General features: G+C 38.3%; 19 protein-coding genes and 2 pseudogenes. 6 read left to right on the forward strand and 15 right to left on the reverse strand.

The genetic code is table 11. The features are described 5' to 3' along the window. Nucleotides 1-186: 186 nt before the first annotated feature. The 7 genes from MORIYA_RS06340 to MORIYA_RS06370 form a co-directional block, all read right to left on the reverse strand. A complete protein-coding gene (locus MORIYA_RS06340; protein WP_112713648.1) occupies nt 187-2,604 on the reverse strand; it encodes a replication endonuclease in 2,418 nt (805 codons plus the stop codon). Beyond that, entirely contained in the window at nt 2,601-2,828 is a 228-nt protein-coding gene (locus MORIYA_RS06345; RefSeq protein WP_112713650.1) for a hypothetical protein, read from the reverse strand. The genes MORIYA_RS06340 and MORIYA_RS06345 overlap by 4 nt, the downstream gene beginning before the upstream one ends. Beyond that, nucleotides 2,825-3,211 carry a hypothetical protein gene (locus MORIYA_RS06350; protein ID WP_112713652.1) on the reverse strand — a complete coding sequence of 129 codons (387 nt, stop codon included), beginning with the start codon at nt 3,209-3,211 and terminating at the stop codon, nt 2,825-2,827. The genes MORIYA_RS06345 and MORIYA_RS06350 overlap by 4 nt, the downstream gene beginning before the upstream one ends. Beyond that, a complete protein-coding gene (locus MORIYA_RS06355; RefSeq protein WP_112713654.1) occupies nt 3,208-3,498 on the reverse strand; it encodes a hypothetical protein in 291 nt (96 codons plus the stop codon). Before MORIYA_RS06355 ends, MORIYA_RS06350 begins: the two co-directional genes overlap by 4 nt. Before the next feature lie 9 nt (nt 3,499-3,507). Continuing rightward, nucleotides 3,508-3,771, reverse strand: coding sequence for a hypothetical protein (locus MORIYA_RS06360; RefSeq protein WP_112713656.1), 264 nt, complete (start codon nt 3,769-3,771; stop codon nt 3,508-3,510). A gap of 11 nt (nt 3,772-3,782) precedes the next feature. Continuing rightward, complete coding sequence (locus tag MORIYA_RS06365) at nt 3,783-4,301, reverse strand: phage regulatory CII family protein (RefSeq protein WP_112713658.1); 519 nt, start codon at nt 4,299-4,301, stop codon at nt 3,783-3,785. 197 nt (nt 4,302-4,498) lie between these two features. Continuing rightward, nucleotides 4,499-4,702: a Rha family transcriptional regulator gene (locus tag MORIYA_RS06370; RefSeq protein WP_112713660.1), complete on the reverse strand. Its 204-nt coding sequence runs from the start codon at nt 4,700-4,702 to the stop codon at nt 4,499-4,501. Nucleotides 4,703-4,788: 86 nt separating this feature from the next. Here MORIYA_RS06370 and MORIYA_RS06375 point away from each other — a divergent pair, with 86 nt between their 5' ends. Beyond that, nucleotides 4,789-5,391 carry a phage repressor protein CI gene (locus MORIYA_RS06375; RefSeq protein ID WP_112713662.1) on the forward strand — a complete coding sequence of 201 codons (603 nt, stop codon included), beginning with the start codon at nt 4,789-4,791 and terminating at the stop codon, nt 5,389-5,391. Nucleotides 5,392-5,460: 69 nt separating this feature from the next. Next, the gene (locus tag MORIYA_RS06380) at nt 5,461-6,357 is read left to right on the forward strand and encodes a DnaB-like helicase C-terminal domain-containing protein (RefSeq protein ID WP_112713664.1); all 897 of its coding nucleotides are present in this window, start codon (nt 5,461-5,463) and stop codon (nt 6,355-6,357) included. Nucleotides 6,358-6,685: 328 nt separating this feature from the next. Here MORIYA_RS06380 and MORIYA_RS06385 read toward each other — a convergent pair whose 3' ends face one another. Continuing rightward, entirely contained in the window at nt 6,686-7,417 is a 732-nt protein-coding gene (locus MORIYA_RS06385; RefSeq protein WP_232011538.1) for a hypothetical protein, read from the reverse strand. A 70-nt stretch (nt 7,418-7,487) separates the two neighbouring features. Here MORIYA_RS06385 and MORIYA_RS06390 point away from each other — a divergent pair. Beyond that, nucleotides 7,488-7,970, forward strand: a pseudogene (locus tag MORIYA_RS06390) (ISAs1 family transposase); the annotation flags it as partial. Nucleotides 7,971-8,040: 70 nt separating this feature from the next. On the opposite strand, the gene istB reads toward MORIYA_RS06390, so the two are convergent. Next, entirely contained in the window at nt 8,041-8,793 is a 753-nt protein-coding gene (istB, locus tag MORIYA_RS06395; RefSeq protein WP_112712100.1) for an IS21-like element helper ATPase IstB, read from the reverse strand. Nucleotides 8,794-8,803: 10 nt separating this feature from the next. Next, nucleotides 8,804-10,351 (reverse strand): IS21 family transposase, encoded by a 1,548-nt coding sequence (gene istA / locus MORIYA_RS06400; RefSeq protein WP_112712098.1) that lies wholly within the window; start codon nt 10,349-10,351, stop codon nt 8,804-8,806. 216 nt (nt 10,352-10,567) lie between these two features. Between istA and MORIYA_RS06405 the strand changes: the two genes are divergently transcribed. Next, nucleotides 10,568-11,299 (forward strand): ISAs1 family transposase, encoded by a 732-nt coding sequence (locus tag MORIYA_RS06405; RefSeq protein WP_162629245.1) that lies wholly within the window; start codon nt 10,568-10,570, stop codon nt 11,297-11,299. Here MORIYA_RS06405 and MORIYA_RS06410 read toward each other — a convergent pair. The 4 genes from MORIYA_RS06410 to MORIYA_RS06425 all read right to left on the reverse strand — a co-directional run bounded on the left by MORIYA_RS06410 (nt 11,296) and on the right by MORIYA_RS06425 (nt 14,545). Next, nucleotides 11,296-11,565, reverse strand: a complete 270-nt coding sequence (locus tag MORIYA_RS06410; protein WP_112713672.1) for a hypothetical protein — start codon at nt 11,563-11,565, stop codon at nt 11,296-11,298. The genes MORIYA_RS06405 and MORIYA_RS06410 overlap by 4 nt on opposite strands. 88 nt (nt 11,566-11,653) lie before the next feature. Then, a complete protein-coding gene (locus MORIYA_RS06415; RefSeq protein ID WP_112713674.1) occupies nt 11,654-12,472 on the reverse strand; it encodes a DUF7946 domain-containing protein in 819 nt (272 codons plus the stop codon). 471 nt (nt 12,473-12,943) lie between these two features. After that, nucleotides 12,944-13,537, reverse strand: a complete 594-nt coding sequence (locus MORIYA_RS06420; RefSeq protein ID WP_112713676.1) for a hypothetical protein — start codon at nt 13,535-13,537, stop codon at nt 12,944-12,946. A 99-nt stretch (nt 13,538-13,636) separates the two neighbouring features. Then, nucleotides 13,637-14,545, reverse strand: a complete 909-nt coding sequence (locus MORIYA_RS06425; RefSeq protein ID WP_112713678.1) for a hypothetical protein — start codon at nt 14,543-14,545, stop codon at nt 13,637-13,639. A gap of 560 nt (nt 14,546-15,105) precedes the next feature. On the opposite strand from MORIYA_RS06425, the pseudogene MORIYA_RS21895 reads away from it, so the two are divergent. Together MORIYA_RS21895 and MORIYA_RS06430 are read left to right on the forward strand one after the other, a co-directional pair. Beyond that, nucleotides 15,106-15,403: pseudogene (locus MORIYA_RS21895) on the forward strand (phage integrase); the annotation flags it as partial. A 45-nt stretch (nt 15,404-15,448) separates the two neighbouring features. Further along, entirely contained in the window at nt 15,449-15,985 is a 537-nt protein-coding gene (locus tag MORIYA_RS06430; protein ID WP_456299076.1) for a tyrosine-type recombinase/integrase, read from the forward strand. A gap of 411 nt (nt 15,986-16,396) precedes the next feature. Here MORIYA_RS06430 and MORIYA_RS06435 read toward each other — a convergent pair whose 3' ends face one another. Continuing rightward, a complete protein-coding gene (locus tag MORIYA_RS06435) occupies nt 16,397-17,638 on the reverse strand; it encodes a methyl-accepting chemotaxis protein (RefSeq protein WP_112713680.1) in 1,242 nt (413 codons plus the stop codon). Nucleotides 17,639-17,725: the final 87 nt, after the last annotated feature.

The raw sequence follows: 17,725 nt of genomic DNA on the forward strand, positions 1-17,725 counted from the left end.
GCCTTTTATTGGCCTGTTGGTTGTCTTTGGTTTGTCTTTGGGTTGTCTTTGGTTTGTCTTTAGTTTGTCTTTAGTTTGTCTTTAGTTTATGAGTCATTATTCGACCCACGTGATGCTTTGTCTAAATTAGTATGCGACAAATTGTCGCGCGAAGCAACTATTATTTTTTAGTTAAAAAATTAGTAATTAACCCCAATCCCAGTCTTCCCAACCAGGGACAAAGTCATGGGTACTTTTCATTTCACAATCAGGGCTATTCCAACCGTCCCAAATATTAGGTTCTTCGGGGGTTACATCGATCACTTCGGGTGGGTGATATTGGCTATCGACGTAATATCCCGGCCTCAATTTCACAATGTGGTTCTTATCAACTCTGATTTGGGCACCCTGTCCCATAACATTGACCAGGTGATCATCTAAATGAATACCGCGCCTTTTCAAAAGCGCTTTAATTCCAGTATTTAATCTGTCGCTCTTGGAGGGCGTACAGTTATTGACAGAACTCCGAGAAGACCCTGCGGGTCCATTCAAAACCTCAGCACCTGCGGTGCTACTGGTGCTTGCTTCACTATCAAGCAATGCCTGAGACTTAGGCTGTATCTTCCAGTTACGTGTACGCGTTTTAACGGCATCATCGCCGACAACTTGAAAGCCTTGGATCTTAGAAATTAATTCACCATATTCATTGCCCATTTCGGCAACGTTATAATCATTACGGATGAGTAAATCTTTACATGATACAAACGGTCCACCTTGCGCCATTACATAACCTGCAAAGTCGCCTTTATCGGCCGCTTTCATTGCGTCTGATGCTGCAGCTGCATTAGTTTTTAATTCAGGCTTGTACTTATCAGTGATCACTTCCCATCGTTGTAATGAGCTCATTGCTTCATAATTTAAACGTGGACCGTGAAAATCTAACTGAGGTCCCATAAACGTTGGGTTTTGGTCAGGAAATAATTCGTTGAATAAGTTATGTTGTTGCTTACTATTTAAGGTAGCGACAAAGCTTTTGAAGGCGTTTTTATCGTTATTAGCATAACGACGTAATTCACGATAAGTAGTGACAGGTGCGCCGCCAATAGGTTGAAACTGACGAATACGCCAGCGACTCGCCCACGCGGTAACATGTGCGGCCATTTCTCGTTGGTCACGGCCTGTTTCACCATCAAGTTCACCGTCCATGCCATAACCATCAATATTTTTACTGATGTACTTAGCTATGTAACCTGTTGCAGTACCTTTACTTGGGTCCATCATTTTCACATCACAGCGTGGGCGATAATCCAACGGGCCAACAATTGGTTTTCTGTAAACTTTTGGGAATAGTTCTGTTATTTCTTCATCAATTGCATAACCAATGAAAATTTCACGGATACGATCAACATGCTCAGGTTGCATGAACATGAGTAAATGCCCATGTGGTGTGCCGTCATGATGCGGTTCAGCGACACGCATACCAAAAACAGGTAATTCTTCACGTTTAAGCTGCGCACGTATTCTTGCCCATACTCGGCATAAATAACGCTGAGCTTCTTTCGGACTGTTTCCCAACCATTGATCAACAAATCCCCCTTTCTTACGGGTGTTATGATATTTAGATGGTGAAGTAAGCGTTAGAAATAACCCATCACAACCCATTGCGGTTGCAATACTTTGATACCCAGCCATACGCACCATTAACTCACAACGTCTAATTGCAGGGTTAGCGGTCGACTTGTAGAACATGTCATATAGAGCAATTTCTTCACCAGAATCTTCATCAAAGATAGACATACCTTTGATGAAATCTCTGTTGCGTTGTTTTTGGTTTTTCCACTCGTGCATGCAGTCGCGTGAGCAATACGGACTTGCCGCTTTCTGCACTTGGCCAACAGCAATAGCAAGGTGTTCTCGCATAGCCATGCGCTTTTTATTTAACTTGTTTTCCCAGGCACGTTGGCAAACTAAACGTAAAATGCCACATTCAGCTTCAGACTGATGCAAGCCATCATTTCTGTTGTACGGTGGTGTGTAACCAAATGATCGACATTCGTCTTGCAAACTTTCAAATACAGCAACAATAACGTTGGCATAATCTTTATGATTGGGTTTTTCGCTTTCAATTAACGGTTCTAATTTACCTGCAAAAAAATCAGCGAATTGCTGACTTAGTTTTTTTATTTCACTCTTGTCCATTTCAGCTAACAGCTTTTCGCGTGACAAGTCATTGTTGTGAACGTAGGAATTTCTGAATTTGAATTGTCGTCTATATTGATCAAGTACTTTTTTTAAGCGTGGGTTTATCTTTTCTCCAACTGTTTTTAGCAGGTATAAATTGGCAGCAGAGCGACCTTTTTGTTTGAAAATTTTATTATATCGTTCGGCAAAATAGCGGCTAAGGTAATGCGGCATGTCACCAAAGAACTGCTTACGCCATTCATGATCATCAATCTCAGGGTTAACCTGAAACATCGCATTTTCAATAAGCGACATTTCAGGTTGTTGGAATGCTTTGCCTGGCGCGGGAGTCCTGACGGGTTTACGACTGCAGTCCTCCGCGCTTTCAATCATTTCAATAATTGAACTGCGGCCAGAAAATGAGAGCTGTTTAGTCGCACTCATACTTCTGCATACTCCTGCGCATTTAATACAAGATAACCGCCATGACCTTTTGGCCGACCGATAACACCACGGAAAAGCTGACGGCAATTGAGCTGTAGGCAAGCGTTATCAATGGCATCTTGTTTGGTTTCGCATTCACCGACTTCTACAGTGCGAAGTTCGTGAGTTTTAGGATGCTCACGCATGCTGCCACTTGGGCACAGTGCAATTGCAAAATACATCATGCGACCATCCAGATAGTTGTATTGTGAATATCGAGTGTTTTTTCCCACCACAATTCAATACAGGCAACAAGTTTGGTTAAGGCAAAACCTTGCGCCATAAAATACACCGAACGAATAGCGCCTAACGCAATTTGTTCTTCAGTTGAGTTAGTATCAGAACAAGCCACCACGCTTTGCCAAAAGGCAAATGCTGTAATCATTACGTCTTCTGGTTCCAATGTGCCGTATAGGTTGAAGTGGAAGTTAGGTAAGGCCAGTGCATCACTACGACCTGCATCAACACACTCAAACAAATCGATAATCCAATCAGCCTTTTCTTCATCGATACCAAGCGAGTGCAGCGCCGAACGCACATTTTCAACAGGGGCTAAAATACGTTTCATGCCACCACCTCATTCTTTATCAAGTTGCTTAGTTCGTGATATGCAGAGGTAACTTGTTTAAATGCGGCTAAGCCATCGAGATAAATCGTTTTATCAATTAGCTTATGCGCTGACCAGGTATTCGGGTTTTGCGCACCGCTAAAATAAGCTTTATCAATTGCAATAACTTCTAGCGCATCGGCATGGCCAATATAGCGAACTGACACGCTCACTTTTTCAGGTTTGGCAATGGCTATAAACATCAATTCGTTGATCACGTCGTTCATTGTTGGATTTGGTTTAATCATGGTATTCCCTTACTTAAAGTCGTTAATTGGATAGCCTGCTAACTTGCTGATCACTGGTTCCAGTGCACTAATAGCGCGATGCAGTTTTACTTTTTCAAGTTGGTCAAGTTGACTCAGTTTCAAATCAACATGGTGCTGTTTTAATCCAGCAGCAAAACATAGTGTTTTGCGCATGTTCGGCTCTAAATTGTCATATAAAGAACCAATACGGCTGTTACCAAATAGCCCACGGATTTGAGCAATTGAATCCGCAGCTGCTTGTACTTGTTCCATAAATAATCTCCTTACATGCCAGGTATTGGCATTCCACTTAATACTGCATCAGCACACATGGACACGAACGGCCCTGCACCACCGCAGCGGTTTTCAACATCTGACATAAGAAAGACCAATTCACGAACGGCATCTTGTGCCTTTTTAATTATTTGGTCTTTTTTGACTCGGGTTAGCCGGCGATCGGATTCGGCTTCTAAGATGTGACGGTTTATTTCACCGGTATGACTTGCCACGCTCATGGCGCTAAGTGTTAGCGGTTTTGAATCGCCTCGCTTGGGTAAACGAACTGCTGTTAGTCCAACTTCGAGTATCGCACTGTTGATAATGTCGTGATTATCCGTTGCGGTTGTGATTCGAATTAACTCGCTAACGGTTAATTGATGCGGTTGATTAGGGTTTAACTTGTTACGCAGTACCTGCCCACGCATGCCGCACTCGTTTGCAATCTGCTCTATGTTTTCAATATCTGCAAACCGAACACATGCAGACTCTATTGAACTGTGTTTAATCTCATTTGACTCATACATTGCGAAATTATCTTTATATGCAATGATTAAGTAACAAACCAAGTACGCAAATGAACATGAACGCTTCTGTTTTAACGATTAAAGAGAAACGATGCTTGCGTTTATTCATGCTTGGCTCGATGAATACACCTGTCGAAACCTCTATAAACCCTTGTTGATGGGCGTTTACAGTGATCTCTGGTTGGATTTCGATTTGCTTACACAAATTTTTGTGCATCAGCTTTTTTAAACAAAGCGACGAGGTTTATGAGTACTGCACCTTTTTCGCTATCTTTTGGCATGATTGGTAGCTTTCCACTTGTAACAGCTTGATTGATAGCACCCATTGATTGGCCAGTAGCTTCTGCATACTTCTTTTTTGTGCAGTAAGGTGATGCAAGTTGTATTGCAATTGACGACATAGTGGTATCCTTATGAGTTAATTTAATAGTATTTGAGCTTATTACTACTCATTTGAGCAGTAACTTAACTGGATAATATACTTAAAATGAGCAGCAATCAAACTTTATTACCCCCTTTTAATTACAAGGGTGGTAAAAATGTCACGGAAAAACTAAAAATAGTCACTAAATGTAAGACGTATGACGAATTGGCGGTCGCATTTGGCATACCAAAATCAACAATTTTCACTTGGCATACTCGAGATATGACGCCTTTTGAAATTGCAGTAAGGATTCACTTGGCTAAAGGCGTGTCTTTAAGCTGGTTATTGCTTGATCAAGGTGAGGCTTTTGAAAGTACTGGCGTGATATTAAAAGAAAAGTTGGTCATTGAAAAAATAGCTAATGGCGCATTAAAGAATACTGAAGAAATGAGCCTTGATGTGACAACAATGAAGCGTTATGGCTTAACATCAGCTAACACTCGCGTTATCGATCTTGACGGTTCTTTGCTGTTTGTGAATACTGAAGAAACAATCCCAAGTTCTGGACGTTATTTATTGGATATTGACGGTTCGATTTCCATTAATCATTTGCAGCGCTTGCCTGGTAAAAAACTAGCCATGAGTTATGGCAATACGTCTATTGAAGTTGCAGAAGCGGATATAGTGGTATTGGGGCGTGTGGCGCTAGTGATGGAAAAAGAATAGTTAAATTATAACCTGAAAAATAATGTAAACATATTCACCCCTCATTAATCCAATTTACAAGGTCGTAGCATGAATAATAAATTTGATTTAATAACACTAGATAACGGATTAGCAACATTCGTAAATAATAAAGAAGAACAGTTTGAAAAAAGTTCAAATAACCAACCAATGAGACATGATGGTTTATCTACTGGCTTTATAGATTTAGATAAGAAGATAGGTGGTATTGGACAAGGTTTAACAGTTATAGCAGGTCGCCCACTTAATCACAGCGATACACTTCAAAGAAATATTCTAGAAAATATCATCCTAGAATTGCGCAATAACCAGTATGTACTTCATATTGAACTTGGACTTCCAATTAATAATTTTTATAACAAAATGTTAAGCTCACTAAGCAGTATACATTACCCTACATTAGAGTCAGGGCACCTTGATGATGATGATTGGGCTAGTTTGTCAGCAACATTAGGACAATTAATGAAAAAACCAAAGTTAGTTGTCCATAACAAAACTACTTATATTGAAGATATACAAAGTATCGTAGAACAAATGAAACAGGAACACGGTGAAATAGCTGTTATTTCTATCAGTTCTTTACAAGATCTAAAAACAAAAACAACTTTCGATAATAGGTACGCTGAAGTGTGTTACATTTCGAAAAGACTAAAACAACTAAGCCTTGATGAAAAAGCTAGAGTAATTGTTGGCTCAAGTGTAAATAGGAAGTGCGAAGAAAGAGCTGATATGAGACCGGTTCTATCCGATTTAAGGGACAGTGGAACTATCGAAGAAGACGCGAATTTAATCCTTTTTTGCTATAATCAACGAGCTTACAACTCAAGTGCCCCAGCCCTAACTGAAGTGATAATTGGTAAAAATGACTTTGGATATACTAGTTCAATAAAACTTTCTTGTAACGATATGTTTTCTCGCTTAGATAATTTTTTAGAGAGCGTTGAATAACGCACATGCCAAGTAAATACGATGACTGGTATTTAAATCACATACACCCCGCCGGACAAGATGGGTTTAAAAGTGATGAAAACATAGCGACAGAAGAAAGTCTCGAAAGAAGTGATAATATTTATTTACAAAGACACCCGTTTTGTGACGCTGATTTTTATTGTGACTCCTGTAATACAACATTCGTAAGTAAAGCATCTGAAAAGCACTACTGCAAATGCGGTAGTACTTTCCTAACCACACAAATTAAGTTACGAAAGATAAAAAGTAATTATGCAAATATTTGGGAGTGAGTAATTAACAGCAGTAACTAAGATTTAACACCTTGTTAGGCGGCATGATCGTGATTATCTAATTGCTCAAGTAACTTTTTAAACCTTTCATTTGATTCATTAAAAGTCTGACTATGTTTTAATTGGCTATACTTATTATTACCAACTTTATAATTCGATTTTATAAATTTTCTATTTAGTTCTTCATTAAGTCGAGAAGTATGCTCAACTGAAAAATTACATATTTTATCAAGAGTATCAGTTACGTCTTTTATACTCGACATTAACTCTATCGATTGAGATAAATACGTATTTTCATGTGGACATCCATTATTTTTAATTTGATTTAGCACGGGTAAAGTTCTACCATTTATTAAAACAGTTCCTTTTTTATATTTATCTCGCGGATGATATTCTCCTTCTCGAAGGTAAGATGACAATTTTATAACCTTATCAATATAAGTATCCAAATCTTCATCGCGAACACTTTCGTCATAGTCGGAAGGATAAGTATTGAGTAGCTCTCTAGGTATATTATTAACTAATTCCCAAGTGGTTAATAAGTTTTTACAAAGATCATATTTACCAGATTGAGCGTCAGGGTATAACCTCTTATGAATGTACCTAGCTCCTGAAATATTGTCAGTATATTGATGCTTGTCTACGTATTTAATAAACTCTTCTAAATGCTTATAATAATTTGCAAAATTATTTTGAATACTTGTAACTCGTATCTGTTCTTTGGTTTGTTCTGAACGGCAGGGCAAGATCACGAACGTTTTATGCACAATAATCGTCAAATTTGACTACCAGCTCATCATATGATCTGATACTCATTTTTGGATGGTTATTACGATTATGTATATCGATGAATTTTCTAAGCACTTTGGTTCAATTGAAGACCCACGCCAAGAAGCTAAAGTGTCACACCCTCTTTTTGATATTATGTTCGTGACGCTATGCGCCATTATTGCCGGCGCAGACGGCTGGAAAGAGATCCAAGAATATGCAGAAGGTCATTTAGAATGGTTCCAAAAACACGGAATGCTGCTTAATGGAGCTCCTGTTGACGATACCATCGCAAGAATAATATCTCGAATAAAACCAGATCAATTTCGACAAAGTTTCATCAATTGGATGCAATCCATTAATAAGTTGAGTAATGGCGAACTGATTGCGATTGATGGCAAAGTTTTGCGTAGTTCCTACAACCGAGATGATCGTAAATCAACTATTCACATGGTTAGTGCATATGCGTGCGCCAATAAAGTCGTTATTGGTCAGCTTAAAACAGATATTAAATCTAATGAAATAACGGCGATCCCAGAATTGTGCGTATTAACATGAAGGAGATCGCTCAATAACATTCATGGAGATCACTTTTTTCTCCGTCTGTAGAGCTAGGTTTAATTTATACTGAGTGATCTCCATCAGTCAAGTTATTGGTCATTTTTCGCATTGATTCGCCCTCTAATTCTATCTTTATCGAGCCATGTACCAGTCGGTCCAGAATTGCATCAGCATGCGTCGATTCTCCGATCATTTTGTACCAATGTTCTTGCGGTAATTGACTGGCAATTAAAGTCGATTTACTGTCATATCGGGCATCAATCAGTTCAAGTAAATCGCTTCGTTGCTGTGCATTTAATGGCTCCAGTCCCCAATCATCCAAGATCAGTAAATCTGCATTGGTTAACTTTCCTATCAGTTTTCGATAGGTTCCGTCAGCCTGTGCAAAAAACATTTTTTCGAGTAGTTCTTTCAGCCTAAAATAAAATACGCTTTGCCCTTGTTGGCAATGCTGATGCCCGAAGGCACAGGCAAGGTATGTTTTGCCACACCCTGTTGCCCCGGTGATCAATATATTTTGATGTAATCGCAACCACTCGCCCTGCGCCAAGGTTCGGATCTGTGACTTATTCAGGTTGCGCTTGGCACGATAATCTAACTGCTCTATGCCAGCATGAACTCTGAATTTAGCTTGCCGTGTTAAGCGCGCTATTTTACGTTGTGAACGTGCGTTAAGCTCATTATCAAGCAGTAAGCTTAGCCTTTCTTCGAACGCGAGTTCTCGGTAATGCGTCGGCTGTTCCGTCTGTAATGTGAGGGCGTCTTTGATGCCGGACAAACCAAGCGTAGTCAGTTGATTATAAATTGTTTTCATTCCATTTCCCTTAATGATAATACGTATTGCCACGCACATTGTTGTGCTCTATTTCTGCTAATAGATCTAACTGTTGTTCAGGTAGTGGTTGGTTATCTAGGCCTTTTTTAAGAATAGATTTGATACCCGCTAATCTTCTTATTCCTGTATGTAAAGCGCGTCCACATGCAGCCTCTAAGCGCGGTGTTGTGTATTGTTTACCTAGCGCAAGCAATCCTAAGCAAACGCGGTAAGCTTGCTCAGGATGTGGCCTTTCTTGCATTAACAGAGTGACGAGCTCTTCTGTTTTTGGGCCAATATCTTGCGCCCATTTCTCAAATCGTTGCGGTGACCATTCCCCTTGTTTTCGATGTGAAACAGGCATATGAGCATCAAGCGTGCTGTGTCCACCAATCTTGTGAGAACGAGGATGCACCGCTACACACTCTCCCTGATGGTATACTGTGACGAGTTCACCGGTAATATGCGCTTCGAGTTTTTTCTTTATCAGTGAATGCGGTACAGAGTAATAATGCTTTTCTATATCAATGTGATAGTCGATATGTACAGTCACCATTTTCACTTGGGTATAGATATACGGTTCAAGGGGTAAGGGTTTCAATTCTGGCTTATCAATGGCAATAAATTGTGAATGACGCGTACCAGGATGCACTTTCATGGCCCGTTGATTGAGTTCAAGTAGCAATTCTTCGATCCGGATATTTAATTGTCGCAAAGAAAAAAAGTCTTCATGCCTCAATGCGGCCATGATCCAGCGCTCTACGATCTGTACAGCCACTTCAGCTTTGGCTTTATCCTTGGGTTTATAAGGGCGAGCCGGCACGATGACCGTATTATAATGCGCAGCCATCTGTGAATACGTCGGGTTAATATCGGGATCATAGCGACACGATCTGGTTGTACCGCTTTTTAAGTTGTCTGGGATCAAGAGCTCAGGAACACCGCCTAAAAAGGTGAAACAGCGAGCGTGGCTCATCACCCAATTTTCTAGACCTTGGGTCCACGTGGCTTCTGCATAGGTGTAATTAGAGGCACCCATCACGGCAACAAAAATTTGTGCCGTTTTAATTTCACCGGTTGTAGGATCAATAATGTTCATCGTCGGCCCACAGTAATCAATAAATAGTTTTTCACCCGCCTTATGCTGTTGTCGCATCGATGGTTTTTGACAACCAAGCCATTTCTTATATAGCCGGCAGAAGTGATTGTAACTATAGAATTTATTGTTATTTCGTTCTCTGTATTCTTCCCATAGTAATTGCAGAGTCATTGTTTTTGGCTTGAGTTCTTGATGGATCACCGACCAATCTGGGGTGGTGATTTGGGGATTGGTTTTGACGGTAGTGTGCAGAAATTTTTGATGAAGAGTCACATCATCCCATTCCTCAGATAACGGCCATGAGGTGATCCCCATTTGGGCTGCTCGATTGGCATAACGAGATACCACTGAGGGGGAGATAGATAAACTTTTAGCGACTTGACGATGGCTCAGTGAACAACCGTATTTGAGTCTAAGGATCTCTTTTAATTTACGCATAGATATAGGTGCCGTTGGCATAGTCATTCCCTTCATCAAAATGAACAGAATAACGGTTAAATACACCTACAGGGCAGTGAAAAAAGCAAGTTTGTCCAATAACATTCATGGAGATCACTCAATAACATTTCAGGGTAAAAGTGATCTTCATGAATGTTATTAGCTGATCTTGATTGAGGTTATTGGGTGATCTCCATCGATGTTATTAGGTGATCTCCATGGTGGTTAATATGCAAATTGGTTAAATTACTGGATATTAAGGGATGTTTAGTCTCGATAGATGCGATGGGGTGCCAAACTAAAATTGCGGATGACATTGTTGAAAATGGTGGTGATTATCTATTAGCAGTTAAAAATAACCAACCATCACTGTCTAAAACAGTGGAAAAAGCACTTTTAGACACCGTAAATAAAAAACTTAAATCTGGTCAGTTAAATATCGAACAAGGTCATGGTCGAATAGAGGCCAGACAATACTGTGTACTTGATGCGAAAGACGTTGCGAAAGCTCATCCCGAGTGGCGAAACTTAAAAAGCATCGGTGTAGCGATAGGTTACCGTCAAGTTAAAGGCAGTAAACCGTCGCTAGATTACCGTCAAGTTAAAGGCAGTAAACCGTCGCTAGATTACCGTCAAGTTAAAGGCAGTAAACCGTCGCTAGATTACCGTTATTACATCAGTTCAGCAGAGTTAACCGAAACTCGTTTTTCATCTGCCGTACGTGGTCATTGGGCTATCGAGAATAGTTTACACTGGGTACTTGATGCAACAATGAACGAAGATGCTTGCCAAGTTTATCGTGATAACAGTGCCGAGAATTTAGCTTGTTTACGCCACATGGCATTGAACATGTTACGATCTGAATCGAACAAGCTCAGTATCCGGTTAAAACAGAAAAGAGCATGGATGAAAACTAGTTTTTTAGAAGGTGTACTTGTTACCGGATTTAACAATTTAGACAAGATTTAATAACTCATGCGGTTGCCCTGTTCTGAACGGTGGTTAGCAGCAAGTAATGCAACAATCGGAATGATTAAAGTTAATATGCCCAAAGGAAAACGAAAAACTGAAATAAAACTATTAAAGCCATTTGAAGATAAGTCCCAAACCAAAGGCGTATAATAAATTATTGTCAAAGATACGATACCAGTAATCATCAATAAGCAAAAGATAGCTAACCAGACTATTCTTAGGTGTAAAAAACTTTTTTCTGGATTAAACATATTCAGTTTCAATACTTCCTCCTAAATTCTAAATGACTTTAGATAAATAACAAAGGCCAACCTAACGTAGCCAACTATACGTCTGTTCTTAATTGGCTTGTTAGCTAGTAGATTGAACAACATTGTGCACAATATAACGCTTGATAACCCCCTTTGCAGTTAAAACTCGTTTTACTTCAAAGTCTAGCTTCCCACCATTCCCATTTTGAGCATTGTGCATGGACCATGTTAGCAACTGCTTTTGATTTGAAGTGACATCGTCGTGTATCTTAAATGGGATTGTTTTTTCAAGATGGTCATCATAGACTCGACCAATTCCAGATAGAATGTTGTACCTAGTGATATTCCCCGTTATCCCTGAAATTATATTTGAATCTGTTTGGAGCGAAACACTCTTTAAAGTATCTGCGTTCATTTTTATGACTTCACCGATCTTCTGCCTTTTTAAAACGATGGTCATTTCGTCACATTTTTTAATTGGCCGATGAGCTTGCTCTAACGGAATTTCTAGAGCCTCTTCCATTTCGCTAATAAATGGTTCTAATCGTTCTTTTAGTTTTTTAACGTGATGCGTTTCGGGTTCATAGTCTAATTCTAATGTTTTTGACCAAGTCCATTTAACTAAGTCATAAAATACGCTTGCTACAATACTACAACCAATAGAAGCAGCGACTTGGTTTTCAATTGCTACAGTAATTAACTCTTCAAAGCTTCCTTTTCTAGATGGATTAATGTAAATCTTTGCGCCATCAATTTTATTACCTTTTTTCCTTATTTCACCATTATTTAGCAGTGCATGGGTTGTAATTGATAGAGCTTTTGCGAATCCTTGAAGCGAGACAGACGCATCATACATATCTAAACGACCATCGTTAGCATCACCGTTATGGTAAGAAATTTTAAATTTAATAATTTTCATGTACTACAAAATATCCTTTTAATTTCGATAGAGAGCAACATTTGTCTAGTAGGACGGTCTGCAGCCCAAAATTTATTCACCCTAGTCAATAGTGACTAATCAAATGAAAAATAAGATAAAACGCCAATCTGACATTTAAATCTATTTTGAAAAAATGTGCATTCTTGTGGTTTCTTTATTACACTCTGCTAATTATTAACAAAACTAAATATACGACTGATTCTATTATTATTTTTACTAACTGCAAGGAATAGCACTACTCTTTAGTGGTAAAGCGTGATGTAACTTAGGAATAGACAAATAACGCGGTGGGAAATTGCTATGGATCTGTTGGTTATTACCTGTCGTATAAAGAAAAACAGCGACGAGTTGGCGCCGCTAACAACAGTGATTTTATGAAAAAGTGTAAAGTAATGCACTAAACTTACTGAAAAAGGTCTGTTGAATAGACTAGTAACTGATGATAACTATCTACAGTGTTAATTCTATAAGCCCTAATCTTTCAGCTTCTTCTTGCGCATTATCATAAAACTTTAATATTGCTGAACTTAGTTTCTTAAAACTGGATGCTGTTTTTGTTTTGTGAGACACGTACCAAGGGCGTGAGCTAGGTTTCATAACTTCTATTTCATTCCCATTTATATCAAAGTCTGAATAATCATAACTGTATTCATTATATTGTATAAATACATCAGGTGTTTTTCTTAACTTACCATTTTTAAATTTACGATAAACGCCAGCTTCATTTTCACTTGTGACTAAGGCCCATCCTGTTTTTTCTATATTTAAGATAAACGGATCTAACGCTTCTTGTAAATCCTTAGGTTCAGGTAATACTAGGTCAACTATATAAGATGGATTGGAATCTAAGTTTAGCTCCATTTTAGATAGCTTAAAATTCTTTACAAGATTGGTTGCAAAGCATCTAGCACGAACATCGTCACCATTTATAGATTGAGGTGATAGCTGCCGAATTAAACCTGGTTGGCTACCTCCATTGTATTTTATATTTAGAACTTCCCCTGTTTTGATTGCTTCTAGTAACACATCCTCAATTTCATCCATAATTCGACCCCTTATTAAGTTATAAACTTTCATGTTGTGCACATATGAATAGGAAAATAACGAAGCTCTATAGCTCCGTTATTTTCCTGTTACATTTAATTATTTAATTGCTCTAGCCAATACGTTCGCCCACATTTTGTTATGTACTACCCGTTCATGTACGATATTACTATTAATTATCTCATTTTTAGTTAATTGTGATACATCTTCCCAATCACTTTCAAATACATATGTAGCATTGTCTAAATGGATACTTTCTAATACATATTTCCCTTTCGATTCAAAACCATAAACAAAATATCCAGAAAACCCTCCTCTACCACTCGCGAGAAAATCTGGATTATGTCGAGATATAGCTTTCATTCGATGGTCTATAACTTCTTGCTCGTTCTTCGGTAGTTTTCCTGTAATACCTTGAATTATTTTTCCAGAAACACTCCAAGGATATTTACCTTTAGGTAAAACATCCCATTGCAACCTTTTAAGCTTAGGGCCGACTATTTCATTTTCACGAATATCGAATATTTCAAATTCAGAAAAACACTCAAGCATTAAGTTACAAAGGTGAATATTTCGCTCTTCATTTTCACTAGTTAAGTTTATTTCGTCTGTCGCAATATATTCCAGATCATTAATTTTTATAACTTGAATAATTTCCGAAGGGGCTACAATATAATCCCTAGGATATTTTTTAATTGTTCGGGTTTGGATGCCTGAATGCATATTCCCTTGCCAATCTCTGGTTGTGCCGTAACACATGATTGAACAGCTCTCTTTAGGTAAATCTTTTCTAACAACCTCTTTACCATTAGCATTAAAATCACTGAATTTACCTATTGCAGTAGGCATTAAGGAATCACCAATATTCAAGTCAGAATTGAACCCCAATTTCAGTAAAGTATCTTTTGAAAGGTCATTAATAGAAATAGCTAGACGGATATGTTGCTTATCACCAACTATTTTCACTACTTTAGACATACTTCTTACAGACTTTGCTTTAATTTTCATACCTACTCCGAAATGTAACGCAGACATATATGGGTATTACTTGCGCTTTTAGAGCTGAATATCCAGCTATTTTATAATAAGTATCAGCTGACACTATTACACTTTCTATTAACCACAATAATAACAGTGACTTACTATTGGTAATTGTTATGCACTACTTAAATCCAGTTAAAATTAATCCATAAGAGGTAATTAGCAATTAATGGCAGCCTGTTTTATTGAAGAAACCGCGAAGAAGTAACTGCGATATTTAGATGAATAGGTAGGTATCTAATGAAGAAACTAGAAAACAAATAAATCTATGTTTAAACCTGCATGATAAAACATAGATTATTGCTACAATTGCTTTATAACTGTATATAAAAACAGTGTTTGTTATCTTATAATATCAAATACGTCTTTACTCGTTATAAAGGAAACCCAGCATGTCTGTTCGCAATCTCAAAGATGGCCACAAGAAACCTTGGCTTTGTGAATGCTATCCGCAAGGTAGTAAAGGCAAGCGTATTCGCAAACGCTTTGCAACCAAAGGCGAAGCGACGGCGTTCGAGCGCTACACTATGAATGAGATTGACGATAAGCCCTGGTTAGCGGATAAGACTGATAATCGACGCTTATCTGAATTATTAGATCTCTGGTGGAAGCTACATGCTAAAAACCTTAAAAGTGGTGCTCATGCATATCGTCGACTGCAAATCATGTGTGAACAATTAAACGACCCCATTGCTGCCACGTTTACCGCTACACTACCGCGCAAACAGACTCACTGTCGGGCATGGTAAAGGCCGCAGCGGTGCAGAGCTATCCATCTCATCACAAAACTATGATCTGTTATGGATGAAAGTATTATTTAATGAACTTCGTCGGTTAAAGGAATGGAATCAGCCAAACCCGCTTAAAGACATGAAAACGATAAAGACAGCAGAACGCGAGCTTAGCTATCTAACACATGACCAGATAACGCAATTATTAACATTCGTTCAAAGAAGCCCTATTTCTGGACAAATGACACAAATTATTAAAATTTGCCTAGCAACCGGTGCTCGAATAATGGAAGCAATAGAACTTAAGGGATCACAAGTAACAAAGCACAAGATCACCTTTACCAATACCAAAGGTAAAAAGAATAGAACCGTACCGATTTCAGAAGATTTATATAGTGAGATATACCAAAATACATCAGGCCGATTATTCACCTGTGGTTATGGGGTACTGCATAAGTGGTTAAACTTATGTTTTTCTGATTTACCCAAAGGACAAGCGACTCATATTTTAAGGCATACTTTTGCAAGTTATTTTATGATGAACGGTGGTAATATTTTAGTTTTACAAAAGATACTTGGTCATGCAGATATAAAGCAAACAATGGCTTACTCGCACTTTGCACCGTCGCATCTACAAGATGCCGTGTTATTTAATCCACTGGCAAGCATGAGCTAAAAAGTGGCGGTAAAATGGCGATGAATTACGTAACCATGTATGAATATACAGTGGTATTTGACGGTAGACCCTTTTTGTAAGTATCTGATTTTAAAGAAAACAACTAAATAACAAAGGGTTAAAAAATCAATGCATATAAAGCTGTTTAACTTTGATTTAAAGATAAGCGTTTCCGGTATATCACCGAGTTTTTTAATCTCATAAAGCTCGCAACCATAGGCTATGTCGTATTGTGTTAGTCGCGGCAGTGAGTACCCAAGCAATAGGGCGTGGAATGATGGTTTGTGTCATCAAATGATAACGTTGATTAGCTGATAGGTCGGTAAAATTTAACTGCATGTAACTAACTCCCTGTGAAAGAGAGTATCGTGACATGTTAAGATTTATTCACCTAGGTTTTATTTAGCGTAATTAATGTTTATAATTTTCTAAACAGTCATCGAGTTGCACAAATACTGCAATTAAAGACTCTTTATCTTTATTCAGCACGGTTAAGCTCGTTAATGATTGCTCTGAAGATTCGCTGAATATGCCTAAACTTGTGGTTAATTGTTGTGAAACACTAATTTGAGATATAGAAGCAATTGATATTTCATTGGTTTTTACTGACAAGTCTTGAAAGTAACCGGACATATTATTCATACTGAATTTTATATTCTCCGCATCTTTTAACATCTCTCCAGTACTCAAAATGTTTGATTCAACACTTTTGATTAATTCATTCGATGTTTGATCTAGGTTTTCAATCATTTGATTAATTTCGATTGTCGCCTGCTGAGTACGCTTGGAAAGTTTGCGAACCTCATCAGCAACCACAGCAAACCCTCGACCAGACTCACCAGCACGGGCAGCTTCAATTGCCGCGTTTAACGCGAGCAGATTGGTTTGTGCCGAGATGCCAGTGATCACATCAAGCACCTGCTTTACCTTATCCGACGTTGTTTTTAAGTTATTACCGGCTTCACTCGATTGTTGTATGTCCTTCGTTAGGGAGCCAAAGTTATCAACTAAATCGGATATATTTTCATTCATTTCACTCACAGAGTTTTGCGCTAACTCAGCGATGTCTTTTACATTCTCTGCGTTGTCAGATACTTGTGAAATAGCATGACTCATAGACTCCATTGCACTATTACATGCTTGAACTTCGCTGTGTTGTTTTTGGATCAGACTTTCATTGGTTGCCACTGTCGATGAAATATTGCGAGTATTACTACTCAGCTCATTCACGCTATTGGTTACCGTCGTGACCATGTCAAACAAATTATTAAGTGTCTTATCAATCGCAGCGCCAATGCGACCAAATTCGTCTTGGCCACTCAAACCGATACGTGAATGAATATTACCTTGATCGATATTGTTCATTACATTTTCAATGTGTTTTAGTAACGATAAAATATTAGCTTTCACTGCATAAGCAAAAAAATAACAAGCAAAAAGGAACATGACTGCGAACATTGCAACATTGTTAAACTCTAAATGGCTTGGAATTACAATGTTATTATTTTCTAAAATATCCGTCACCGACGCATAGAATGATAAAAAAGTAATCGTTGAAATTGTTGAAATATAAGCAGGTAAATACATTTTGTTGAATAGTGATAATTTCATCACCAGTTTATCTGTAAATGTAATTTTAAGTTCTGAAATCATAAAACCTCTAAGCAAGCGGTGCAGTTATATACTTCATCGGCTAGAAAACGAAAAACATGACTATTACTTGTGTTTTTTGTCGAGGTT

It is taken from the genome of Moritella yayanosii (assembly GCF_900465055.1).
In the GTDB taxonomy this organism is placed as follows: Bacteria; Pseudomonadota; Gammaproteobacteria; order Enterobacterales; family Moritellaceae; genus Moritella; species Moritella yayanosii.